Source organism: Streptomyces noursei (assembly GCF_001646665.1).
GTDB classification, from domain to species: Bacteria; Actinomycetota; Actinomycetes; order Streptomycetales; family Streptomycetaceae; genus Streptomyces; species Streptomyces lavendulocolor.
The window spans coordinates 214,399-236,695 of sequence record NZ_LWBU01000373.1; the positions used below are offsets into that span (position 1 = coordinate 214,399).

Sequence of the window (22,297 nt, forward strand, 5' to 3'; positions counted from 1 at the left end):
CCGAGCGGACGGCACACCGTCCGAGTCGTACACCGCCGGCCCCTGAGCCGTCCTCCCGGAAAGTATGACGAACATTCGTTCACCGACCGGCACCCGCCCGTGGTCAGTCGTCGAGTGTCCGGTAGACGGTGGTCCAGAAGTCCTGGTGGAGTCGGGGGGTGTCCGCGCAGTCCATGGCCGTCTGCGTCAGCAGAATCCCGGTGAGCCGTTCGGCCGGGTCGGTGTACGCCGTCGTGCCCAGGCCGCCGTCCCACCCGAACTGGTTCACGGACGCGAGGTCACGGCGATGAGTGCGCACCGCCATGCCGAAGCCGTAACCGCCGTGCCGTCCGAAGAGGTCGCCGAACCGGTCCTTCTCGACTTTCTGCTCCGGCGTCAGGTGGTCCATGGTCATCAGCTCGACCGAGGCGCGGGAGAGGACGCGCTCGCCTCCGTGCCTCCCCTTGTTCAGCAGCATCCGGTGGAACGCGTGGTAGTCGTCGACGGTGGAGACCAGACCGTCACCACCGGCCTCGAACACCGGCGGCCGGCTGTACTTACCGCCGGCGGCCTCGTCCCAGATCGTGAGCTCGCCGGTCTCCGGGTCGTGGGCATAGCTGGTGGAAAGCCGGTGCATCCGGTCGGCGGGCACGTGGAACCCGGTGTCCACCATCCCCAGTGGCTCGAACAGCCGCTCGCGCAGGAACTCCCCGAAGGATCGGCCCGCCACTCTCGAGACCAGGACCCCGAGCACGTCGGAGCCGACGTGGTACTGCCACCGTTCGCCGGGCTGGTACATCAGCGGAAGGGCGGCCAGTTGCTCGATCCACTCGTCCGGTCCGACCGTCGGCCAGTTCGCGGTCCCGTCGCCGATGACGCCCCGCTCCCGGACGGCGACCTGGATGGGGTACGTGTCCGGCGGAGCCGGCACCAGACCGAAACCGAAGGTCAGGGTCAGCAGATCGCGCACGGTGATCGAGCGCCGGGCGGGCACGGTGTCGTCCAACGAGGCGTCGATCCGCGTCAGCACCCGCCGGTTCGCGAGCTCGGGCAGCCAGGTCTCGACCGGGTCGTCCAGGCGCAGCCGGCACTCCTCGACCAGGATCATCACCGCCGCGGCCGTGACCGGCTTGGTCAGTGAGGCCATACGGAAGAGGGTGTCCCGACGCATGGGCGCGCCAACCGGAGCGCCCTCCGATGCACCGTGGAGTGCGCCGTCCGGTCCGCCGCCCGAAGGGCCGTCCGATCGAGCATCCGATCGACGAGCCGATCGATGAGCCGCATGCAGGGTGCCCAACGCCTCGACGTGCACCTGGTCGCCCCTGCCGACCAGGGCGACCAGTCCGGGAACCGCCCCGGACTCGACGTAACCGGCAAGCACCTCGCGCATCCGGTGCAGCCCCGCTTGCGAAAGCCCACCGTCCGCGCCGCCGCTCAGAGCCCAGTTCCCCCGCCCGTCCCAGCTCACGGTCTGCCTGATGGCCTGTGACATGTCGCCGCCCCCTTGTGTTTACTTTGATCGCCGAGTGGTCGTCCGGCCTGCGCTTCAGCATTTCGCCTGGCTGGAGGGGGATCAACGGGAGATCACGAAAGGCCGGATAACCGGCCGCTTATGGATCGTGGTGCGTCGTCATGGCACCGAGGGGGACGGGACGGGACGGGTGGAGCTGAGGGACATCGAGATCTTCCTGACGCTTGCGGAAGAGCTTCATTTCGGCAGGACGGCCCAACGGCTGCACGTGTCGCAGGCCCGGGTCAGCCAGGCCCTCAAGAAGCAGGAACGAGGCGTCGGGGCGCGGCTGTTCGAGCGCAACAGCCGAAACGTGCGACTGACTCCGCTGGGCGAGCAACTGCGCGTGGACCTGCTGCCGGTCTACCGGGGGTTGCGGGAGAGCGTGGAGCGGGCGAGGCTCGCCGCGCGGGGCACGACCGAGGTGGTACGCGTGGGCATGCTGCCCAGCAACGCCCACGATCTACGGCCCTACTGGGAGGCGTTCCGCGCCCGCCACCCGCAATGGGCCCTGCGCATACGGCACAACCCGTTCGTCGACGCGTTCGGCCCGCTGCGGCGGGGAGAAATCGACGTCCTGGTCGCCTGGCTGCCCGTGGAGGAGCCCGACCTCACGGTGGGGCCGGTCATCTACACCGAGCACGCGGTGGCACTCGTCGCCCACGACCACGAACTGGCCGTGCGGCCATCGGTCTCCCTCGAGGTCTTCGGCGATTTCGGCATCTGGCAGGGCCCGGCCGGACCCGATTACTGGGCGGACGCCTTCACGCCCTTCCACACCCCCAGCGGCCGCCCGATCGAACGCCACAGCCCGGTCATCAAGAGCCTGGACGACATGTTCACCCAGGTCGGCGCCGGGGACGTCATCCACAGCCTGGGCGCCCACGTCACCCGGTACCACGCCCGCCCCGACATCGTCTATCTGCCCATCCACGACTGGCCAGGCCTGCGTTGGGGCCTGGTCTGGCGCAGCGACACCGAGTTCGCCCCCGTCCGGGCGCTTGCCCGGGTCGTGGGGGACTTGGGTACGGCGAGGCCCTGAGAGTCTCAGCCGACGTCCAGGGCGTTGGGCAGCCCCAGCCGCAGGCGCGTGCGGTCGTGCCGCTTGAGCGCCTCGATCTCCGGGGCCCGGAACAGCGGCTTCACCGTGCAGCGCGGCGCGGCCGAACCGGTGCGGTCCAGCAGGGCGTTGACCGCCTGCCGGGCGGCGGCGTTCGCGCCCTCCATCGTCGCGAGGTCGATGTCGACCGACACGTAGTCGCCCGCGAGGAAGAAGTTCGGGACCGCGGTGGCCGCCGGCGGGCGGAGGTGGAACGTGCCGGCCGGGTGGATCAGCAGCTCGTCCTCGTTGGTGGGGTTCGGCGTGCCGAGGCCGTCGACGCCCGGGTCCAGGAACCACGAGTGCAGTGCGCCGTCCTTGAGCACGGTGCGGCCCGTGTCGTTGAGGGCCGCCTTGAGCTGCGCCCACACCTCGCGGGCCACCTGCTCGCGGGTGCACTGCTTGGCGGTCCTGCCGTACAGGATCCCCGGCCTGTCCCACTCCGAGATGTCCACCGACAGGCACTCCACTGCCGCGCCGTCGCCGTACTCGGCGGCGAAGTCCCGCCCCGGCCAGTGCCCGGCCTGCGCGATCGCCGTCAACGACCAGGGCGAGTCGATGCAGTTGACGTGGCCGCGCACCATCGGCGGCCGCTCGGTGAGGTAGAACTGGATGCCCGTCATCCAGTCGGTCCGCAGCCCGTCGCACCGGGCCAGCCGCGGGTCCGCCGCCCGCAGCGCCGCGCCCCAGGTGCGCCGCGCGTGCTCGACCGGGAGCGCGCAGACGTAGTGGTCGGCGGTGACGGTGGTACGGGCCCCCGCGGGGTCCTCGACCAGCGTGCCGGTCACCCGGCCGGCTCCGTACAGCACCTCGCGCAGGGTCCAGCCGATCCGGAACTCGACGCCCAGGGCGCGCAGATGGGCCTCCCATGGGTCGATCCACGCCTCGTTGGTGGGCGCGTTGAGGATCCGGTCCGGCGGGCCGTCCGCGCCGCGGCCCAGCGCGTTGAAGACGAACGCCTCGCCGAGCGTGCCGACCGTCCGGGTGCTCGCCTCCTCCGCCTTGGTCGCCACGATGTTGCGGGTGACGCCGATGGCCAGGATCCGCTGGTACGTCTCCGACATCCGCGCCGCCCGGGTGAAGTCCCACCAGGGCGTGCGCTCCCAGACCGTGTCCCGCCGCTCGTCGCAGCTGGTCAGGAAGACGAGCGCGCGGTTGACGAAGTACGCGCCCTCGTGGAGGGGCAGTCCGGTGGCCGTCTCGACGAGCGCGGTGAGGGCCCGGCGGATCTCGTCCAGCGTGAGCCGCTCCGGCCGGTGGCCCGGCCACGGGATGGGCATCCGCAGGTCCTCGCGGCCCGTGCGGGCGAACATCATCTCGCCGGGCGCGACCAGGTTGTCGAAGACCCCGCGCGCGTTGCCGGGGAAGGGGATGCGCCGCATCGTGTCCGGCAGGTTGTGGTAGATGCCCGGGATGAAGCGGAACCCGTGCTCGGCGGGCAGCGGTCTGCGCCCGCCCCGCGCGCTGCCCGGCACGTCCATGCTGCGCGCCTTGCCGCCGAGCGCGCGGCGCTCGTAGACGGTGACCCGGAAACCCCGTTCGGCCAGCTCGTGCGCGGCCGTCAGCCCGGCGACGCCGCCGCCGAGGACCGCGACGGAGGGACCCGGCGCGGCGGGGGCCGCCGCGGCGGGGGCGGCCGGCAGGACGCCCCCCCCCCCTGCTCCGGGGACGGCGGTGGCGCCCGCCATGAAGGTGCGTCGCGTCGTACCCGTACGGTGCATGCCCCACCCACCTCTTACCCGCGGTAACGTCCCGTCGGACGCAGGAGCTTAGGGCCGCCCCCACCGGCCCCGGAACCACCGTGCGCCCCTCCCGGGCACAAATGGCCGGTTCCAGCCCGCCCCGGTCAGCCGTGCCCCACCGGCGCCGCCCCCAGCCAGGAGGCGACCGCCCCCGCGATCGGCTGGCCCGTCTCCAGCTCCACGAAGCCGAACTGTCCGCCCTGATTGCACTCCAGGAACCACCACACGCCCTCGGCGTCCTCGGCGAAGTCGAACGCGGCGTACGCCAGTCCCGCCAGGTCCATGAACTCCCGCACCGGCCGGGCGATCCGGTCGGGCACTTCCACCGGCTCCCAGGAGTGCCCCGTGTCCCCGTAGCGCCCGTCGACCTGCCCGTCGGCGGACGTCTTGCGGGCGGCGAACAGCCGCCCGCCGACACAGGTGAGCCGGACGTCGGCCCGCTTGGCCACGTAACTCTGGAACAGCGTCGGCCCGGCCGCCACCCCGGCGAAGTCCGTGCCCGGCTCCACCAGGGTGGTGGGCAGGGCGACCGGCGGGTCGGTACGCGGCGGCCCCGACAGGGACTTGACGACGACCCGGCCGTACCGCGCCGTGAACTCCTCCGCCACCCGCGGGAAGGTGGTGACGAGCGTGGGCGGCACCGCGAACCCGCTGTGGTGCGCGACCCGCAGCTGCCAGGGCTTGTACCGGGCCTGCGCCGCCTGCCGCGGGTGGTTCATCCACCGCGCGGTCGTGGAGTACAGCATCCCGTACAGCGCCTGCGCCGTCTCGGCGCTCAACCACGCCGACGTGTCCGGCGCGTGGGCCGCCGGCTCGCCGGGCCTGCGCACCCAGACGGAGCGCAGGGCCCGGGAGCTGACCATGCGCCCCTGCGCGGACAGGTAGCAGTGGAAGTCCCCGTGGACGTACTCGGCCGACAGGTCGGCCCCACCGGGCAGATCGGCGGGGTCCAGGCGCACCAGCGGCACTCCCCGCTCGTGCAGCTCGGCCACCACCAGGTCCGCCGTGACGTCCTGAGGGCACGTCAGGATCAGAACGGTCATCAGCGCGTGCCGACCGGGTCGCTCAGTCGTCGAAGTGCGTCTGGGAACCGGCGGTGGACGTCGTCGTGCCGGCGGCCAGCAGTACCGCGCGGTCGCTGATCGCCGGGCGCCCGTCGGGCAGGACGTTCAGCTGGAGCGCCGGGTCGTACACATAGAGAGTGCCGACGTCCTCCGAAGCCTTCTGCGGACGCGCGTAGCTGCACGCGAACGGCTGCATGATCCCCTCCATCACTCGTCAACCTCGGTACATGTGACGGTACGCGGTCGAAGTGCCCTGATCTCACTACCGTCCGTCACCGTCCGGACACCACCGCACGCACCCGGAGCCGACCGGCAGAATGGGACGCATGTCCCGACGCACCTCCGCCCGCCGCCCCACCCCCCGTCCCACCTCCCGCGACGCACGCCCCGCGGGCCGTCCGCGGTCCGCGCCCGGGGTCCGTGCCGAGGACCCCTGCCCATGCGGACTGCCCGCTTCCTATGCGGCCTGTTGTGGCCGGTTTCACACCGGTGAAGCCCTCGCCCCGACTGCGGAACTGCTGATGCGCTCCCGCTACAGCGCCTTCGCCGTCCACGACGAGCCCTACCTGCTGCGCACCTGGGCGCCCGCCACCCGCCCCGGCGGCGTCGACTTCGACCCCGACATGCGCTGGACCGGCCTGGAGATCCTCGGCGCCACGGACGGCACCTTCTTCCACACCGCCGGCACGGTCACCTTCGCCGCCCACTACACCCACCGGGGCGAGGCCGGCACGATGCGCGAGCACAGCCGCTTCGAGAAGGCCGGCGGTGCGTGGGTGTACGTGGACGGGGACGACGACACGCCGGACCGGGCGTGAGGGAGGACCGCACCGTGCACATCACGCACGACCCGGAGAACGACACCGCCTACGTGCGGCTCGTCGCACACGTCGAGGCCGGCTCCGCCGTCCGGCAGGTCACCGTGCCCGGCCCCGGCGGGGAGACCGACCTGATCCTGGACTTCGACGCGGCGGGCCGGCTGCTGGGCGTCGAGGTCGTCGGCGCCCGCGCCGGCCTCACCCCTCAGACCCTCGCGCGGGCCGGCACATGAGAGGGGCGCCCCGCCGGCCCGGGCCGGACCGGCGGGACGCCCCTGGACCGGCCCCGTCAGCGCCAGGACGCCCCCGGCCGCAGCAGCAGGCCCGGGTTGTACGCGCCCAGCACCTTGTTCGCCCGGGCCAGCGCCGCCAGCGCGTGCTCCCGGTCCGCCTGGTCCTCGGCACACAGCGGCGCACGGAACCGGTACACCTCGCGGGCGGCGCACTCGGCGTCGACCTCCGCCTGAAGGATGCCGATCGGCATGCACGACCCGATGAGGGCGGCGACCCGGTCGGGGATCGGGACGGGGACGAGGGGCGACGCGGTCACGTGGAGTCCTTCAGTGCTCAAGCCTGCTTGTGGCAGTCGTCTGTTTGCTGTGCTCCCTCCATGGGTACAGCATGAGGTTCGCGTTTTCCCCAAGGGTTTGTATCTGTGCTGCAACCGTTTGCCCCGCGGACCGTACTTTTTCGGTTGGGGGAGCGGAGCCGGTCCTCTCGGCGCGCCGGATGATCAGGAACGGAAAGCCCGGTTCCGCCGCGGGAGTTCAGCTGCCGCCGCGCCGGCCGCCCGTCTCCGCGGCGCGCAGGTGCAGCGCCCGCAGCACCGCCTCGGTGGCGAAGCGCGAACGGGGGTCGGCGAGCCGTCCGCCGAAACGCGCCTCCAGGTTCCGCATCCGGTAGCGCACGGTCTGCGGGTGGACGTCGAGCAGCTCGCCCATCTGGGCGGCGGTGCCCCGGGTGTCCAGCCAGATGCGCAGGGTCTCGATGAGCCGGTCGCGGCGGGTGGGGGTGAGCCCGGCGAGCGGGGCGAGCTCCCGCTCGGCGAGCTGGTCCACCAGGGCGGGGTCGGCCAGCAGCCAGAGGGTGATCAGATGGTCCGTCGCCAGGGTGAGCGGGGCGTCCTCGACGACCCCCGCGTCGATCAGCTCCAGCACGCGCCGGGCCCAGCGGAGCGAGTCGGCGGCGGAGGCGGTCGGGACGGTCAGGCCGACCGCGCCGCGGGTCGAGGGCAGCGCCGCTTCGAGATCCCGTCTTCGCGCCTCGTCCAGCGGCCCGGGAAGGAGCAGGTGCGGCTGGGGATCGCTCAGGTCGACCAGGACATCGTTGTCGAGTTTCCCCGACCGTGAGAGCCGGGCCGGCGGGCGCAGGGCGACGAGCGTGACGCGGTCGGGCAGCGGCCAGCCGGTCTGCTCGGCCAGCTCGGCGACGGCCGCGCGCGGCACGGGCGGCCCGGCGAGGACGAGGTGCAGCAGCCGCCTGCGTAACGCCTCGGTCTCCTCCACCGTCTCCGCCCGCACCTGCACGTAGCCCTCGCGGGACAGGGACTCCAGCTCGTCGACGTACGCGAAGAGGGCGTCGGCGAAGCTGAGCATCAGGGAGGGGGAGAGGTTGTAGCGCCGGCCCACCTTCTTCGCGCGGCGCAGCGCCACCCGGGCGCCCAGGCGGTAGGCGCCCTGCAAGGTCTCCATGCTGCGCCCCTCGTACGCCTCGAACCGGCCGAACCGTCGGCACATCTCGTCCCGCAGCGTCGTGGGGGCCGAGGGAGAGGCGACCTGCTCGACGAAGGCGGAGATGTTCTGCTCCACGCCGAGGCGGATCGCCTGGCCGTAGGGGCCGTTGAGGAGACGGGCGTACTCGGGGTAGGCGCGCGTGACCTCGATGCCGATCTCCTGGATGAGACTGGGCAGTTCGGGCCGGATGATGGCGGCGAACTCCTGGGGGAGCGGCCCCAGTGGCTCGCCCGCGTCCGACGGCTGGGTGGTGGACCGGGGCATGGCGGTTGCCCCTCCTTCTCCGGCGGGCCGGTGGGGAGGTGGTGCGGGGGCGCGTGGGGGGAAGCGCTCCCACAGGACGGGGTTGAGCACTTCGTGGGTGCTGAACATAGACCAAGCCCCGTGCACCGCGCATCAGTTGCGACCATGGCCGCGGGCGCGCCGCGCGTATCTGGCCGAAGCCCGACCGTCGGCCCGCCGCCGGGACGGCCGGGGCGGCGGCGAAGGGGCGGGAGTGCTCACTCCCGGACAAGAAACCCCCGTGATCTGTTGCCCCGGCGACAAGAAAATACCCGCCGGTAAGAGTGTCGGGGAAAACTTACGGGCGAGTATTGCGCGGCCGGTTACTCGCTCGTAGCGTCATTCGCGCAAGGTGCTCGACCTGGTGGCCTTCCTTATCAGGCCCCGCGTTCCGTGAATTGAGCCGCCACCGCATTTCCCCGCGTGTACGAGCCGCATACACGAGGTGGAGAAGCGGTCATCAGGTACGCCCCATCCCTCAGGAGGGAACAGCCCGTGCGACGCATTACCAGAATCTCCGCCATTTCCGCCGCCGCATTACTGGCCGCCGCGGGAGTCTCCGCGACGACCGCCTCGGCCGCCCCCCAGGCCCAGTGGACCGTCAGCAACCCGGCCGCCAACGACGCCTTCACCGCCACGAACGTCGCCGCCGCCAACGCCGTCCTCACCAACGTCACCACCGGCGCCACCATCACCTGTTCCGTCTACGCCGCGAGCGGGACGGCCGTCGACGGCGTGTACGCGAGCGGCGCCGGTCTGGCCACCATCGGCAGCGCCACGTTCGGCACCTCCACCACCAAGTGCAACGGCCCGCTGGGATCGAAGTGGGTCTCGCAGTCCGTCCAGCCGATGAAGCTCAACGGGGTGTCCTACGGCTCCGGTGTCACCAAGGGCACGCTCACCGGGATCAAGGTCACCCTCACCGGCACCAGCCTCCTGGGCACCTGCAACGCGACCATCGAAGGGTCCGCCAACACCGGCACCTACACCAACGCCTCCGGTGTGCTGGAGATCGTGCCCGACGCCACCCCCGCGCTCACGGTGACCAGCGCCTCCGGCTCGTGCGCCGGACTGATCAAGACCGGTGACAAGGCCAAGTTCGGCGCCAAGTACCAGGTGACGCCGATCATCACGGTCACCAGCCCGTAAGCACCGCGCGGGCGCACCGGAAGCGGGTCGTGCGGCCGGCGGACACCGGCCGCACGGCCACGCGGCGGTCCCGCGCCGGCGCCGGACCGACAGCAGCGGGCGACGTGGGGGGAGCGATGGGCAGCAGCGCGAGTGGCGGGAACCGGGCCCGGCGGACCTGGGCGCGGACCGCGTCGATCGGGGCCGTGGTCCTCGTGGCGGGGCTCGTCCCCGGCACCGGGACCGGCGCCGTGATCGCGGTGGACGAGGGCGTACGGCCCGTGCGGGCGGACTTCGGCTACCGGTGCGCCCTGCCGGGCGGCACGCACCCGGCGCGCGTGAGGGTCGCGGCAGCCCTGCCGCGGCAGGTCGCGGCCGGCCGGCCGGTGCGGCCCGCGGACGTGCGGGTCGCCGTCGAACTGCCCGCGGAGGCGGTCGCCCGGCTCGCCGCCACCGGCGCGACGACGGCGCACGGAGCGGTGCGCCTCGCCGGGCGGGTGACGCAGGGCACCGACTCCGCGGACCTGCCGTGGACCCAGCTGACCGCCCCGGACCGGGCCCTGCCGGCCACCGGGCCGCACACCGTCGAGGGCGCGGGCGCCGTGCCCGCGGTGACCGCCTCGTCGGGCGGCGACCTCACCTTCTCCACCGGCCCCGTCACCCTGGACCTGCTCCTGCGCAGGGCCGACAACACCCCGACCGCACCGCCCGGCCTCTCCGTCACCTGCGAGCCGGAGACCGGCCAGGACCTGGCCATCGGCCGAGTCGCGGTCCTCGCGGTGCCCGGCGCGGACGAGCGGCCGCCGGCCGTTGACGAACCGCCGCCGGGCGTGGACGAACCCGCGCCGCCGGGCGGCCGGGGCGGCGCCACGCCCCCGGGACCGGCGCGCCCGCCGGCCGCCGGAGAGGACCCGGGCCGCCGGGCCGGTCCGGCCGACGAGTGCGTGGAACTGCCCCCCACCACCCAGGACCCGGTCCCGAGCCACGGCTGGATCGCCGGCTTCGCCAACGTCCTGAAACTCGGCTCGGCCATGTACATCAAGGACCCGGGGCTGATGAAGGTCGGCATGGCCAAGGCCACCCAGACCTACCAGTGCCCCCGCGACGACGGACTCGTCTTCACCATGTACAGCGACGCCACGTTCTCCTACGGAGGAAAACCCCAATTGCCGCCGGTGCCCTCGACGTTCCTCACCTTCGGATTCATGCCGACGACCGCCACCGCGGAACTCACCCTGGACGCGCCCATGGAGATCGCCACCGGAAGCTATTTCTCGCCCGACGGCCAGTTCTCCGAGGTGACGAAGGGAACCGCGAAACTGTGGGTGCGGCTGCGCGACGTGAAGGTGAACGGGACCCCGCTCGACGTCGGACCCGCATGCCGCACCGCCCGCCCCATGGACCTGTCCCTCACCGGCCGCGGCTGGTACGACGCCGAGGGCCGGCCGCACGGGTACACCGTGGTCACCGGCGGCCCGCTGACCGGCACGGCCACCATTCCGGAATTCAGCGGCTGCGGGGTCACGGAGGACCTCGACCGGCTGTTCACGGCCGCCCTGTCCGGGGGCGGGAACCACGTGAAGATGACCCAGGGCGTGCTGTGCTCCCCGGGCCAGCCGGAATTCTGCCCCGACCCGCCGAAGCCGAAACCCGAGAGGTGAGCCGGCCGGGCGCCCCTGCGCACACGGCGACAAATGGACGGAGCCGCTTTGTCATGCGGTGACAAACCATTCGGTCACTCCGAACACGTCGTGCGCGGCGCTTGTCGTAGTCCTCGGAGTGACCGTAACGTGCGGCCCCCGGCGCACTTTTGTCACTTCCTCAGCAAGAGCGGGACCTGGGAGTTGTGGTGGGAACAGAAGTGGTCGTCGAAGGACTCACCAAATCCTTCGGCAAACAGAATGTCTGGCAGGACGTCACCCTGACCCTGCCCGCCGGCGAGGTCAGTGTGATGCTCGGGCCCTCGGGCACCGGAAAGACCGTGTTCCTCAAGTCCCTCATCGGACTGCTGAAACCGGAGCGAGGACGCGTCCTCATCGACGGCGTCGACATGGTGAACAGCCCCGAGCGCGACATCTACGAGACACGCAAACTGTTCGGCCTGATGTTCCAGGACGGGGCGCTCTTCGGCTCGATGTCGCTGTTCGACAACATCGCCTTCCCGCTGCGCGAGCACACCCGCAAGAAGGAGACCGAAATCCGCCGCGTCGTCATGGAGCGGATGGAGATGGTCGGACTCCTCGGCGCCGAGGGGAAACTGCCCGGGGAGATATCCGGCGGCATGCGCAAACGCGCCGGCCTGGCGCGCGCCCTCGTCCTCGACCCGCAGATCATCCTCTGCGACGAGCCCGATTCCGGGCTGGATCCCGTCCGTACGGCCTACCTCTCGCAACTGCTGATCGACCTCAACGCGCAGATCGACGCGACGATGCTCATCGTCACCCACAACCTCGACATCGCGGCGACCGTCCCGGACAACATGGGCATGCTCTTCCGGCGCAACCTCGTCACCTTCGGTCCGCGCGAGGTCCTGCTCACCAGCGACGAGCCGGTCGTGGCGCAGTTCCTCGGCGGCCGGCGCGAAGGCCCCATCGGCATGTCGGAGGAGAAGGACGCCGCGACGCTGGCGCGCGAGCAGCGCACGTCCACCTCGTACGCCCCCCGGGTCCTCGCCCCCCAACTGGAGCCGTCGCCCGGCCTGCCGCCCCGTGCCGCCGTGCTGCGCCGCCGGGAACGGGTGCTCGCGATGCTGCCCCACCTGCCGGAGCCCGCGAGGGACGCGATCCTGCGGAGCTACGCCCCGGCGGGGACGGCCGGCGGTGCCGTCTCATGACCGCCGAGCACCCGCGCGCCGGCCGTCCCGGAGCGTCCCCCACCCCGTCACCGGGCGTCCCCGGGCAAACCACCACCCCGTCACCGGAAACCGGCCCGGACACCACCCCGCCGCCCTCGCCGCCCCCGGTGCCCGCGCCGGGCGGCGGCCCCGCCCCGGGGCCGGCCACGCAGACGCCACACACCCTCCCGCCCGCCGCCGACCCGGCCCCCACCGTGCCGCTCCCGCGCGGAGCCACCGGCGGCCACCCGCACGAACCCGCCGCACACCCCCTCGCCCAGGCACCCACCGACGCCCGCCCCCACCCGGAACCGCCCCCGCACCACAGCGGCCCCCCGGCGGCCGCGGACGCACACCGCGCCCACCCGGGGGCCCGGCGGCGCCGCGGCCCGGCGACACGGACCGACGCGGACGCGGGCGCCGGCGTCGGGTCCGCCCCGTACCGGCCCCCCACGCGGGCGCTCGCGCCGCTGCGGGAGACGGGCCGGCTGTTCGCGCTCGCCGCCACCGTGGCACGCGACATGTTCCGGCGGCCGTTCCAGTTCCGCGAGTTCGTCGAACAGTTCTGGTTCGTCGCGAGCGTCACCATCCTGCCCGCCGCGCTGGTCTCCGTCCCGTTCGGCGCGGTCATCGCCCTCCAGGTCGGCTCGCTCACCCAGCAGCTCGGCGCCCAGTCGTTCACCGGCGGGGCCAGCGTCCTCGCCGTCATCCAGCAGGCCAGCCCGCTGATCGTCGCCCTGCTGATCGCCGGGGCCGGCGGCTCCGCCATCTGCGCCGACCTCGGCTCCCGCAAGATCCGGGAGGAACTGGACGCCATGGAGGTCATGGGTGTCTCACCCGTCCAGCGCCTGGTCGTCCCGCGCGTCCTCGCCACCATGCTCGTCGCCGTCCTGCTCAACGGCATGGTCTCCGTCGTCGGCACCCTGGGCGGCTACTTCTTCAACGTGATCATGCAGGACGGCACCCCCGGCGCGTACCTCGCCAGCTTCTCCGCCCTCGCCCAGCTCCCCGACCTGTGGATCAGCGAGATCAAGGCGCTGATCTTCGGGTTCCTCGCCGGCATCGTCGCCGCCCACCGGGGCCTCAACCCGCGCGGCGGTCCGAAGGGGGTCGGCGACGCGGTCAACCAGTCCGTCGTCATCACCTTCCTCCTCCTCTTCTTCGTCAACATGGTCCTCACCGCGATCTACCTCCAGGTCGTCCCGGCGAAGGGGGCCTGACGATGGCCTCCCCGCTCGCCTGGCTCGACCGCTCCGGCGACCACCTCGTCTTCTACGCCAAGGCCATCGCCTGGATCCCGCGCACGCTGCGCCGCTACTCCCGGGAGGTGCAACGCCTGCTCGCCGAGGTCGCCTTCGGCAGCGGCGGCCTCGGCGTCATCGGCGGCACCATCGGCGTGATGATCGCCATGACCCTGTTCACCGGCACCGTCGTCGGCCTCCAGGGCCACGCGGCGCTCAACCAGATCGGCACGTCCGCCTTCACCGGCTTCATCTCCGCCTACTTCAACACCCGCGAGATAGCCCCCCTCGTCGCCGGCCTCGCCCTCTCCGCCACCGTCGGCGCCGGCTTCACCGCACAACTCGGCGCCATGCGCATCAACGAGGAGGTCGACGCCCTCGAAGCGATGGGCGTGCGGTCCATGCCCTACCTCGTCACCACCCGCATCATCGCCGGCGTCGTCGCGATCGTCCCGCTCTACGCGATCGGGCTGCTCTCCTCCTACCTGGCGTCCCGCACGGTCACCGTCCTGTTCAACGGCCAGTCGGCGGGCACCTACGACCACTACTTCACCCTGTTCCTCTCACCGGACGACGTGCTGCTCTCCATCCTCAAGGTGCTGATCTTCAGCGTCCTGGTGATCCTGGCCCACTGCTACTACGGCTTCCGAGCCACCGGTGGCCCCGCGGGCGTGGGCGTCGCCGTCGGCCGCTCCGTACGCAACGCCATCGTCCTGATCAGCGTGACCGACTTCTTCCTCTCGCTCGCGCTCTGGGGCGCGACCACGACCGTGAAGGTGGCCGGATGACCACAACGACGACCGTCCGCAGACGCCTCGCCGGTGTCGTGTTCCTGCTCGTGCCCGTCCTCCTCGTCCGGCTGTCGCTGGCGGTGTACGACAAGGAGTTCACCCGGGACGCCACGGTCACCGTCCTCACCGGCAGCGCCGGCAACGAGATGCACCGCGGCGCGGAGGTGAAGATGCGCGGCGTGGTCGTCGGCGAGGTGCGCGACATCCGCTCCGACGGCACCGGCGCCCGGCTCACCCTCGCCCTCGACCCCCGCCACCTCGACCGGGTCCCGGCCGACGTCACCGCCCAGATGCTCCCCACCACCCTCTTCGGCGAGCGGTTCGTCGCCCTCGTGCCGCCCGGGAAGAACCCGTCCCCCCGCTCCCTGAGCGCAGGCGACACCATCCCGCAGGACCGGTCGTCCAACGCCGTCGAACTGGAACAGGTCCTCGACCGGCTGCTCCCGCTGCTCACCGCCGTCAAACCGGAGAAGCTGTCCGCGACGCTCACCGCCGTCGCCCAGGCACTCGAAGGGCGGGGCAGGCAGCTCGGCGACACCCTGGTCACCCTCGACGCGCACCTCGAGCGCCTCAATCCCCACCTGCCCGCCCTCAACCGCGACATCGCCCACCTCGTCGAGGTCAGCCGGGTGTACGCCGACGCCGCCCCCGACGTACTCGACGCCCTCACCGACTTCACCACCACCAGCGGCACCCTCGCCGACCAGCAGGCGGGGCTGGCGGACCTCTACGGCTCCACCACCGCCTCCGCCCGGGAGCTGACGACCTTCCTCCGCGACAACCGGAGCAACATCATCCGGCTCTCCGCCGCCTCCCGCCCCACCCTGGAACTCCTCGCCCGCCACTCCTCCTCGTTCCCCTGCACCCTGCGCACCCTCGCGGGCTTCGTCCCCGCGATGGACAAGGCGCTCGGCAAGGGCACCGACGAGCCGGGCCTCCACGTCGACGTCCGGACCGTCCCCTCCCTCGGCCGGTACGTCCCCGGCGAGGACCGGCCCGTGTACGACGCGACCGGCGGCCCCCACTGCTACGCCGTCCCGTACACCGGCGCCCCCGCCCCCGAATCCCGCGCGGGCGACCGCGGCCTCGGCCTGCCCAACTCGCCGCAGGAGAACCGGCTCGTCAACGAACTGCTCGCCCCCGGCCTCGGAACCGCCCCGCAGGCCCTCCCCGACTGGAGCACCGTCCTGACCGGACCCGTCTTCCGCGGAGCGGAGGTGACCCTCGGATGAAGCGCCGCTCCCTCGCCGGGCCGCTCGTCAAGTCGCTCGTCTTCGTCGTCGTGACCGTCCTCGCCACCACGGTCCTCGCGTTCTCCGTGGCCGACAAGGGCGTCGGCGACACCGTCACCTACCGGGCCCGCTTCACCGACGCCACCGGTCTCGTCGAGGGCGACAGCGTCCGCATCGCCGGGGTGAAGGTCGGGCAGGTGGAGTCGGTCAGGGTGGCTGACCGCCGGGTCGCCGAAGTCGCCTTCGCCGTCCGCCGGAACCGCGCCCTGCCCGCCTCGGCCACCGCGTCCATCAAGTACCTCAACATGGTCGGCCGGCGCTACGTGGACCTCGACCGGGGCACGGGGCCCGTCGGGCGGACCCTGCCCGCCGGCGCGGTCATCCCGCTCGAACGGACCACTCCCGCGCTCGACCTCACCCAGCTCTTCAACGGGTTCCGGCCCCTCTTCCGGGGCCTGGCGCCGAACGAGGTCAACGACCTGGCCGGATCGATCGTGCGGGTCCTCCAGGGAGAGGGCGGCACCGTCGACGCCCTGCTCCGGCACGTCGGATCGCTCACCACCACCGTCGCCGGCAAGGACAAGGTCATCGGAGAAGTGATCAAGAACCTCAACACGGTGCTGAAGACGGTCAACGACCGCGAAGCCGGCTTCAACGACCTCGTCGTCACCCTCCAGAAGCTCGTCACCGGATTCGCCGGCGACCGCGAACCCCTCGGCGAGGCCCTCACCGCCATGGGATCGCTCACCAGCGTCACCGCCGGTCTGCTGGCGGACGGCCGCGCCCCGCTCAAGACCGACATCCGCGAACTCGGCCGCCTGTCCGGGCAACTGGCGGACAGCACCGACCGGATCGAGGACTTCCTGCGCACCACGCCCGCGAAGATGCAGGCCATCGGGCGCCTCGCGTCGTACGGATCGTGGCTCAACCTCTACCTCTGCGAGGCCACGGTCACCGGCGTCACCACCGACGACGGCTCGAAGCCGCCCACCGGCATCGCGCTCACCGAGCCGAGGTGCCGCTCATGAGACTCCCGCGCCCGCTCCTCCCGCCGTCCGGGCTCCGGACACCCGGGCCCCGGACCGCCCGCCCGGCTCCCGGGCGGAACGCCACCCGGCGCCCCGGCGCCCGGCGGCCGGCGTTCACCCCGGTACGGGAGCGCGACCCCGTCGCCGTCGGCGTCGTGGGCCTGCTGCTCCTGGTGCTGATCGCCCTCGGCGCGTACCAGGTGGACGCCCTGGCGGGCGGCACCACCGGCTACACCGCGGAGTTCACCGAGGCCGCCGGCCTCGACGAGGGCGACGAGGTGCGCATCGCCGGGGTCAAGGTCGGCGAGGTCACCGCCATCGGACTCGACGGGGCGAGGGTCACGGTCCGCTTCGAGGTCGACGACACCACGTGGATCGGCGACTCCAGCACCGCCGCCATCGCCATCAAGACCCTGCTCGGCGAGAAGTACCTGGCCGTCGACCCCCTCGGCGGCCGTGCCCAGAACCCCGCCGAACGCATCCCCGCCTCCCGCACCACCTCCCCCTACGACGTCACCCAGGCCCTCACCGGGCTCGGCGACACCCTCGACGCCATCGACACCAAGACGCTCGCGGAGAGCTTCCGGGCCATCTCCGCCACCTTCGCCGACTCGCCACCCGACGTGCGCAGCGCCGCGACCGGCCTGTCCGCGCTGTCCCGGTCGGTCTCCTCGCGCGACGCCCGGCTCGCCGAACTGCTCAAGGGCAGCAGGCAGCTCACCCGGACCCTGGAGGGCAGGAAGAGCAGCTTCGCCACGCTCCTGGAGGACGGCGGCCTGCTCCTCGGCGAACTCCAGGCCCGCCGCGACGCCATCCACCAGCTGCTCACCGGCGCCAGGAACCTCGGCACCCAGCTCACCGGCCTGGTCCAGGACAACAACCGGCAGCTCGGGCCCACGCTGACCGCGCTCGGCCGCGTCACCGGCGTCCTGGTGAAGAACCGCGACAGCCTCGACCGGACGCTCGCCCTGGCCGGACCGTACTACCGGCTCGTCGGCAACACCCTCGGCAACGGCCGCTGGTTCGACACGTACGTCTGCGGCCTCGTCCCCAGGAACTACCTGGCCCCCGGCACGCCCCCGGCCACCGGGTGCATGCCCCCCGAGCCGGCAGGAGGCGGTGCCCGGTGAACCTCCGACGCGCCATCGGCATCACCACCGGACTCGCTGTCGTGGCCTTCGCCGGCGTCTCCGGCGTCATCGCGCTGGACGAGTCCGCGGCCACCCGCGTCACCGCCCGCTTCGACCGGGCCACCGGCGTGTACGAGGGCTCCGACCTCCGCGTCCTCGGGGTCAGGGTCGGCACCGTCGGCTCCGTGCGGCCCAAGGGCAAGGAGGTCGAGGTGACCCTGCTGATCGACGAGGGCGTCCGCGTCCCCGCCGACGCCCACGCCGTGATCGTCGCCCCCAGCGTCGTCGCCGACCGCTACGTCCAGCTCGCCCCCGCCTACACGGGCGGACCGGAGATCCGGGACGGCGCCGTCCTGCCGGCCGCCCGCAACGCCACACCCCTGGAGGTCGACCAGCTGTACGCGTCCATCACCGAACTGAGCCGGGCCCTCGGGCCGAAGGGCGCCAACGCCGACGGCGCCCTGGCCGGGCTCCTCGACACCGGCGCCGCCAACCTGAAGGGCAACGGCAAGGCGATCGGCGACTCCATCGAGCAGTTCGGCAAGGCCGCCAAGACCCTGGACCGGAGCAGCGGCGACCTCTTCGCCACCCTCACCCACCTCCAGTCCTTCACCACGATGCTGAAGGACAACGACGGCGACGTCCGCACGGCCGAACAACGGCTCGCCGCCGTCACCGGTTTCCTCGCCGAGGACAAGGAGAACCTGGGGGCCGCACTCAAGGAACTCGGCACCGCGCTCGCCCAGGTCAAGACCTTCATCGAGGACAACCGCGCGAGCCTGAAGAAGAACGTCGACCTCCTGGTCCCGCTCACCCGCACGCTCGTCGACCAGCGCGCCTCGCTCGCCGAGGCCCTGGACACCGCGCCGCTCGCCGCCGGCAACGCCCTCAGGGCGTACGACCCGGTCCACCGCACCCTCAACGGCCGCGCCAACATCAACGAGATCGGCTTCGGCCCCGGCCTCCCGGGCGGGGCGGGCACCCGCGCCGCGGCGGACGGGCCCCCGGCGGCGAACGGCCCCGGCACGGCCGGAGTCCCGGGCGCGGTGGACGCGGCCGGCGGCCCGAGCGGCCTCGTGCCCCTCACCCCCGGGCGGCGCGAGGCCCTGCCCGCACTCCCGCTGCCCGCGGTCGGCACCGTGTACGGCACCCCGGGGAAGGGGGGCGCGCGGTGAACCGGCCCTCCCGCACCACCGCCGCCGGCCTCGCGGCCGCCCTCGCCCTCGTCGTCGGCATCTCCGCGACCGTCGCCGGCTGCGACCTCCCCGGCGGAGATCTGGAGCTGTCCGGCATCGAACAGTTGCCGCTGCCCGGCGGCGCCGACCTCGGCGACCACCCGTACGAGATCACCGCCGAGTTCGCCGACGTCCTCAGCCTCGCCCCGCAGTCCGCCGTCAAGGTGAACGACGTCGCCGTGGGGCGCGTGACCCGCATCGCCCTCGACCGGAGCGACTGGACCGCCACCGTCACCATGAAGGTCGACGGCGACGTCCGGCTCCCCGCCAACGCCTACGCCCACCTCGAACAGTCCAGCCTCCTGGGCGAGAAGTACATCCAGCTCACCGCACCCCGCACGGCACGCGGCACCCTCGGCGACGGTGCCCGCATCCCCCTGGACCGCACCAACCGCAACCCCGAGGTCGAGGAGGTCTTCGGCGCCCTGTCGATGCTCCTCAACGGCGGCGGCATCCAGCAACTGCGCACCATCACCACCGAACTGGGCACCGCGCTGCGCGGCAACGAACCCCGGGTCCGCTCCCTGCTCGAACGGCTCAACACCCTCGTCGCGAGCCTCGACGGCAACAAGAGCGCCATCACCGCGGCGCTCGACGGCGTCAACCGGCTCTCCGCCACGCTCGCCACCCGCGAACGGGACGTCGACAAGGTCCTCACCGGCCTCAGTCCCGGCCTCAAGGTCCTGGAGCGACAACGCGGTTCGCTCCTCACCATGCTCAGAGCCCTCGACACCCTCTCCGGCGTCGCCGTCGACACCGTCGACCGCGGCAAGGCCGACCTGATCGCCGACCTGAAGGCCCTCGGGCCCACCCTCCAGGCCCTCGCCGACTCCGGAAAGGCCCTCCCCGACTCGCTCGAAGTGCTGCTGACCTACCCGTTCACCGACGAGGTGCTGCGCGGCGTCAAGGGCGACTACCTCAACGTCTACCTGGACCTCACCGCCGCCCCCGGAACGCAGATCGTCCCGGCGCTCACACCCGGCGCACCAGGGGACGGCACCCCGCCCGCCACCGCCACGGGGCCGTCCGCCCGCACCGGGCCCCCGCCGCGCACCGGGCCGCCCCTGCCCCTGCCCCTGCCGTCCGCCGGGAGGAACTGATGCTCACCCGCGCCACCCGGCTGAAGAACCTCGCCTTCCTCCTCATCGGCGCGCTCGTCCTCGGGATCGTCGGCGTGCGGTACGCGGACGTCGGCCACCTCGTCGGCCTGCGCGACCACTACACCGTACGGGTCCGACTCGACTCCACGGGCGGGCTGTTCACCCACTCCGACGTCACCTACCGGGGCGTCTCCGTCGGCCGCGTCGGCCCCATCCGGCTCACCGACGACGGGGTGGAGGCCGAACTGCGGATCAGGAAGTCGGCCCCCGCCATCCCCGCCGACCTCGAAGCCGTCGTCGCCAACCTCTCCGCCGTCGGCGAGCAGTACATCGACCTCCGCCCGGCCTCCGACACCGGCCCCCACCTGCGCGACGGTTCGGTCATCGCACGCTCCGACACCCGCATCCCCGCACCCGTGACCTCCGTCCTGGACGGGGTGGGCGACCTGGCCGCCTCCATCGACCTGGAGTCGCTGCGCACGGTCGTCGACGAGTTCGGTACGGCGCTGAGCGGACGCGGCGACGACCTCCAGGCGCTCATCGACAGCGGGAACGACGTCGTGCTCGCCGCCGACGAGGCACTGCCCGCCACCTCCCGCCTCATCACCGACGGCGAGACGGTGCTGCGCACCCAGGCCGAGGAGGCGGAGGCACTCGCCTCCTTCGCCACCGGCGCCAGGGAACTGGCCGAGCGGCTCAAGGACTCCGACACCGACCTGCGCGCCCTGATCGCCGCGGCTCCGGACGCGGCCGGCCAGGTCGGCGGGCTGCTGCGGGACCTCGACCCGGCCCTCGGCGCGGTGCTGGCCAACCTGCTCACCACCTCGGAGGTGGCGGTCACCAGGCAGCGGGGGATGCGGGAGTTCCTGGTGCGGATGCCCGCCGTCGCCGCCGCCGGGGCGACCGCCGTGACCCCCCGGGGCGTCAACCTCGGCATGTCGGTCACCTTCTTCGCGCCGCTGCCCTGCACGGCCGGGTACGGGGGCACCACCTACCGCAACGGCCTGGACCTGTCGGCGCCGCCCGCCCTCAACACCGGGGCCCGCTGCGCCTCCCCGCCGTCGAGCGGCATCAACGTCCGCGGCTCCGGCAACGCCCCCCGGGGCGGCCCGCTGCCGCCCCCGGCCGCCGCGCCCGGCGTGGCACGGTCAGCCGACGGCATGGGTGACCTGCTCGGGCTGGGGGACGGCCGGTGACCGGCCGGCCGGTCGGGTGGGACCGGTCCGGCGCGTGGACCGCGGTGGCGGTGGCGGTCGCGGCGCTGCTCTGCGGCCTGGCCGGCTGGTCGTACGCCGGCGCGGCGGGCGACGGGACACGGGCGTACGCCGAGGCGCGGGACGACGCACTGGCGGCGGGCCGCGCACACGTCGCCCGGCTGAGCAGCGTGGACGCCGCACGCCCCGACGCGGTACGGGCCGGATGGCTGGACGCGACCACCGGAGACCTCCACACGCGGCTGAAGGGCACCGACCCGCGCAAGGGCACGGGCGGGGCCTCCACCCGCGCCACGGTCACCGACGCGGCCCTCACCGCCCTGAACGACCGGGCCGGCACGGCCGGACTCATCGCGACCGTGAGCGTGACGACCACGCCCGCCGGAGGCCGGCCCGGCGGCACGGACCGCAAACGCCTGGAAGCCGCACTCGCCCGCACCGGCGACGGCTGGAAGGTCACCGCCCTGACCGCCGTACCGGTGGCCGGACCATGAAGGGAGCCGACCGGGTGAGGATCCCGCTTCCCGCACCGCGCCACCCCGCCACCGGCGACGACGCCGCGCCGGCCTCCGCCGCCGTGCCCGACGCCCCGCCCGCGTCCGACGCCCCGTCCGGGCGCCGCCGGACCTCCCGGCCCCGGACGGCCGTCGCGCTGGTGCTGGTCCTGGCACTGCTCGGCTGCGGGGCCGGGCTCCTGGTCCGCGCCCAGCAGCTGACCGGGGCGCCCGCCCTGCACAACCGGGCGCTGACCGACACCGAGGCCACCTCCCGGGTCGTCGACGAGGTCGGCGGGGCGCTCGCCCGGGTGTTCTCGTACGGCCCCGGGGACACCGCCACGACCCGCCAGGCGGCGCGACGACTGCTCGCGGGCCGGGCGGCCCGCCAGTACGAGGCGCTGTTCGGCCAGGTCGGGCAACGGGCGGCGCAGCAGAGGCTCACGCTCACCACGCACGTCGTACGCGCCGGGGTGACCCGGCTCGACGACCGCGGCGCGCAGCTCCTGGTCTTCCTCGACCAGGTCGCGCAGCGCGCCGGCAAGCCCGCCACCACGGTCGCCGCGCAGCTCTCGGTCACCGCCGAGCTGCACGAGGGCCGCTGGCGGATCGTCGACATCCGATCGCGATAGGGGGCACCCGCA

At 73.0% G+C, this 22,297-nt stretch carries 22 protein-coding genes; 16 read left to right on the plus strand and 6 right to left on the minus strand.

Annotated features, from left to right (window positions below):
* Positions 1 to 103: 103 nt before the first annotated feature.
* On the minus strand, positions 104 to 1,471 hold the full coding sequence (locus A4V12_RS29065; protein WP_079137418.1) for a serine hydrolase domain-containing protein: 1,368 nt from the start codon (positions 1,469 to 1,471) through the stop codon (positions 104 to 106).
* A 127-nt stretch (positions 1,472 to 1,598) separates the two neighbouring features.
* Here A4V12_RS29065 and A4V12_RS29070 point away from each other — a divergent pair, with 127 nt between their 5' ends.
* Positions 1,599 to 2,531, plus strand: a complete 933-nt coding sequence (locus tag A4V12_RS29070; RefSeq protein WP_234372366.1) for a LysR family transcriptional regulator — start codon at positions 1,599 to 1,601, stop codon at positions 2,529 to 2,531.
* Positions 2,532 to 2,536: 5 nt separating this feature from the next.
* On the opposite strand, the gene A4V12_RS29075 is transcribed toward A4V12_RS29070, so the two are convergent.
* From A4V12_RS29075 to tgmA, 3 genes are all read right to left on the minus strand, one after another.
* On the minus strand, positions 2,537 to 4,309 hold the full coding sequence (locus A4V12_RS29075) for a hydroxysqualene dehydroxylase (RefSeq protein ID WP_064072411.1): 1,773 nt from the start codon (positions 4,307 to 4,309) through the stop codon (positions 2,537 to 2,539).
* Between the two features lie 125 nt (positions 4,310 to 4,434).
* Positions 4,435 to 5,373 carry an ATP-grasp ribosomal peptide maturase gene (gene tgmB, locus A4V12_RS29080; protein ID WP_064072412.1) on the minus strand — a complete coding sequence of 313 codons (939 nt, stop codon included), beginning with the start codon at positions 5,371 to 5,373 and terminating at the stop codon, positions 4,435 to 4,437.
* A 22-nt stretch (positions 5,374 to 5,395) separates the two neighbouring features.
* On the minus strand, positions 5,396 to 5,590 hold the full coding sequence (tgmA, locus tag A4V12_RS29085) for a putative ATP-grasp-modified RiPP (RefSeq protein ID WP_064072488.1): 195 nt from the start codon (positions 5,588 to 5,590) through the stop codon (positions 5,396 to 5,398).
* Positions 5,591 to 5,720: 130 nt separating this feature from the next.
* Here tgmA and A4V12_RS29090 point away from each other — a divergent pair, with 130 nt between their 5' ends.
* On the plus strand, positions 5,721 to 6,212 hold the full coding sequence (locus A4V12_RS29090; RefSeq protein WP_079137419.1) for a YchJ family protein: 492 nt from the start codon (positions 5,721 to 5,723) through the stop codon (positions 6,210 to 6,212).
* A 14-nt stretch (positions 6,213 to 6,226) separates the two neighbouring features.
* The gene (locus A4V12_RS29095) at positions 6,227 to 6,445 is read left to right on the plus strand and encodes a DUF2283 domain-containing protein (RefSeq protein WP_064072489.1); all 219 of its coding nucleotides are present in this window, start codon (positions 6,227 to 6,229) and stop codon (positions 6,443 to 6,445) included.
* A 56-nt stretch (positions 6,446 to 6,501) separates the two neighbouring features.
* Here the strand turns inward: A4V12_RS29095 and A4V12_RS29100 are convergent, their stop codons facing one another.
* Both A4V12_RS29100 and A4V12_RS29105 read right to left on the minus strand, forming a co-directional pair.
* A complete protein-coding gene (locus tag A4V12_RS29100; RefSeq protein ID WP_064072414.1) occupies positions 6,502 to 6,762 on the minus strand; it encodes a hypothetical protein in 261 nt (86 codons plus the stop codon).
* A gap of 217 nt (positions 6,763 to 6,979) precedes the next feature.
* Entirely contained in the window at positions 6,980 to 8,209 is a 1,230-nt protein-coding gene (locus A4V12_RS29105) for a helix-turn-helix domain-containing protein (RefSeq protein WP_064072415.1), read from the minus strand.
* A 513-nt stretch (positions 8,210 to 8,722) separates the two neighbouring features.
* On the opposite strand from A4V12_RS29105, the gene A4V12_RS39585 reads away from it, so the two are divergent.
* The 13 genes from A4V12_RS39585 (at position 8,723) to A4V12_RS29170 (ending at position 22,285) form a co-directional block, all read left to right on the plus strand.
* Positions 8,723 to 9,376 carry a hypothetical protein gene (locus A4V12_RS39585; protein ID WP_064072416.1) on the plus strand — a complete coding sequence of 218 codons (654 nt, stop codon included), beginning with the start codon at positions 8,723 to 8,725 and terminating at the stop codon, positions 9,374 to 9,376.
* Between the two features lie 116 nt (positions 9,377 to 9,492).
* Complete coding sequence (locus tag A4V12_RS29115) at positions 9,493 to 11,016, plus strand: DUF6801 domain-containing protein (RefSeq protein ID WP_159028951.1); 1,524 nt, start codon at positions 9,493 to 9,495, stop codon at positions 11,014 to 11,016.
* A 188-nt stretch (positions 11,017 to 11,204) separates the two neighbouring features.
* The gene (locus A4V12_RS29120) at positions 11,205 to 12,188 is read left to right on the plus strand and encodes an ABC transporter ATP-binding protein (protein WP_064072490.1); all 984 of its coding nucleotides are present in this window, start codon (positions 11,205 to 11,207) and stop codon (positions 12,186 to 12,188) included.
* A gap of 215 nt (positions 12,189 to 12,403) precedes the next feature.
* Positions 12,404 to 13,408, plus strand: coding sequence for an MlaE family ABC transporter permease (locus tag A4V12_RS29125; RefSeq protein ID WP_423564064.1), 1,005 nt, complete (start codon positions 12,404 to 12,406; stop codon positions 13,406 to 13,408).
* A 2-nt stretch (positions 13,409 to 13,410) separates the two neighbouring features.
* On the plus strand, positions 13,411 to 14,217 hold the full coding sequence (locus A4V12_RS29130) for an MlaE family ABC transporter permease (RefSeq protein ID WP_064072418.1): 807 nt from the start codon (positions 13,411 to 13,413) through the stop codon (positions 14,215 to 14,217).
* A complete protein-coding gene (locus tag A4V12_RS29135) occupies positions 14,214 to 15,452 on the plus strand; it encodes an MCE family protein (RefSeq protein WP_064072419.1) in 1,239 nt (412 codons plus the stop codon). The genes A4V12_RS29130 and A4V12_RS29135 overlap by 4 nt, the downstream gene beginning before the upstream one ends.
* Positions 15,449 to 16,480 (plus strand): MCE family protein, encoded by a 1,032-nt coding sequence (locus tag A4V12_RS29140; RefSeq protein WP_064072420.1) that lies wholly within the window; start codon positions 15,449 to 15,451, stop codon positions 16,478 to 16,480. The genes A4V12_RS29135 and A4V12_RS29140 overlap by 4 nt, the downstream gene beginning before the upstream one ends.
* Complete coding sequence (locus tag A4V12_RS29145; RefSeq protein WP_079137420.1) at positions 16,477 to 17,610, plus strand: MCE family protein; 1,134 nt, start codon at positions 16,477 to 16,479, stop codon at positions 17,608 to 17,610. Before A4V12_RS29140 ends, A4V12_RS29145 begins: the two co-directional genes overlap by 4 nt.
* Complete coding sequence (locus A4V12_RS29150; protein ID WP_064072421.1) at positions 17,607 to 18,785, plus strand: MCE family protein; 1,179 nt, start codon at positions 17,607 to 17,609, stop codon at positions 18,783 to 18,785. The genes A4V12_RS29145 and A4V12_RS29150 overlap by 4 nt, the downstream gene beginning before the upstream one ends.
* Complete coding sequence (locus A4V12_RS29155; protein ID WP_064072422.1) at positions 18,782 to 19,945, plus strand: MCE family protein; 1,164 nt, start codon at positions 18,782 to 18,784, stop codon at positions 19,943 to 19,945. The genes A4V12_RS29150 and A4V12_RS29155 overlap by 4 nt, the downstream gene beginning before the upstream one ends.
* A complete protein-coding gene (locus A4V12_RS29160) occupies positions 19,945 to 21,141 on the plus strand; it encodes an MCE family protein (protein ID WP_064072423.1) in 1,197 nt (398 codons plus the stop codon). Before A4V12_RS29155 ends, A4V12_RS29160 begins: the two co-directional genes overlap by 1 nt.
* On the plus strand, positions 21,138 to 21,653 hold the full coding sequence (locus tag A4V12_RS29165; protein ID WP_064072424.1) for a hypothetical protein: 516 nt from the start codon (positions 21,138 to 21,140) through the stop codon (positions 21,651 to 21,653). The genes A4V12_RS29160 and A4V12_RS29165 overlap by 4 nt, the downstream gene beginning before the upstream one ends.
* Positions 21,654 to 21,667: 14 nt before the next feature.
* Complete coding sequence (locus A4V12_RS29170; protein ID WP_234372367.1) at positions 21,668 to 22,285, plus strand: hypothetical protein; 618 nt, start codon at positions 21,668 to 21,670, stop codon at positions 22,283 to 22,285.
* The last annotated feature ends 12 nt before the right edge of the window (positions 22,286 to 22,297 follow it).

Excerpts from the sequence above, each read along its gene's own strand:
- A4V12_RS29105 (WP_064072415.1), bottom strand. The coding sequence starts at position 8,209 with ATGCCCCGGTCCACCACCCAGCCGTCGGACGCGGGCGAGCCACTGGGG.
- A4V12_RS29135 (WP_064072419.1), top strand. The coding sequence starts at position 14,214 with ATGACCACAACGACGACCGTCCGCAGACGCCTCGCCGGTGTCGTGTTC.
- A4V12_RS29140 (WP_064072420.1), top strand. The coding sequence starts at position 15,449 with ATGAAGCGCCGCTCCCTCGCCGGGCCGCTCGTCAAGTCGCTCGTCTTC.
- A4V12_RS29075 (WP_064072411.1), bottom strand. The coding sequence starts at position 4,309 with ATGCACCGTACGGGTACGACGCGACGCACCTTCATGGCGGGCGCCACC.
- A4V12_RS29115 (WP_159028951.1), top strand. The coding sequence starts at position 9,493 with ATGGGCAGCAGCGCGAGTGGCGGGAACCGGGCCCGGCGGACCTGGGCG.
- A4V12_RS29130 (WP_064072418.1), top strand. The coding sequence starts at position 13,411 with ATGGCCTCCCCGCTCGCCTGGCTCGACCGCTCCGGCGACCACCTCGTC.
- A4V12_RS29145 (WP_079137420.1), top strand. The coding sequence starts at position 16,477 with ATGAGACTCCCGCGCCCGCTCCTCCCGCCGTCCGGGCTCCGGACACCC.
- tgmB (WP_064072412.1), bottom strand. The coding sequence starts at position 5,373 with ATGACCGTTCTGATCCTGACGTGCCCTCAGGACGTCACGGCGGACCTG.
- A4V12_RS29160 (WP_064072423.1), top strand. The coding sequence starts at position 19,945 with ATGCTCACCCGCGCCACCCGGCTGAAGAACCTCGCCTTCCTCCTCATC.
- A4V12_RS29090 (WP_079137419.1), top strand. The coding sequence starts at position 5,721 with ATGTCCCGACGCACCTCCGCCCGCCGCCCCACCCCCCGTCCCACCTCC.
- tgmA (WP_064072488.1), bottom strand. The coding sequence starts at position 5,590 with ATGCAGCCGTTCGCGTGCAGCTACGCGCGTCCGCAGAAGGCTTCGGAG.
- A4V12_RS29065 (WP_079137418.1), bottom strand. The coding sequence starts at position 1,471 with ATGTCACAGGCCATCAGGCAGACCGTGAGCTGGGACGGGCGGGGGAAC.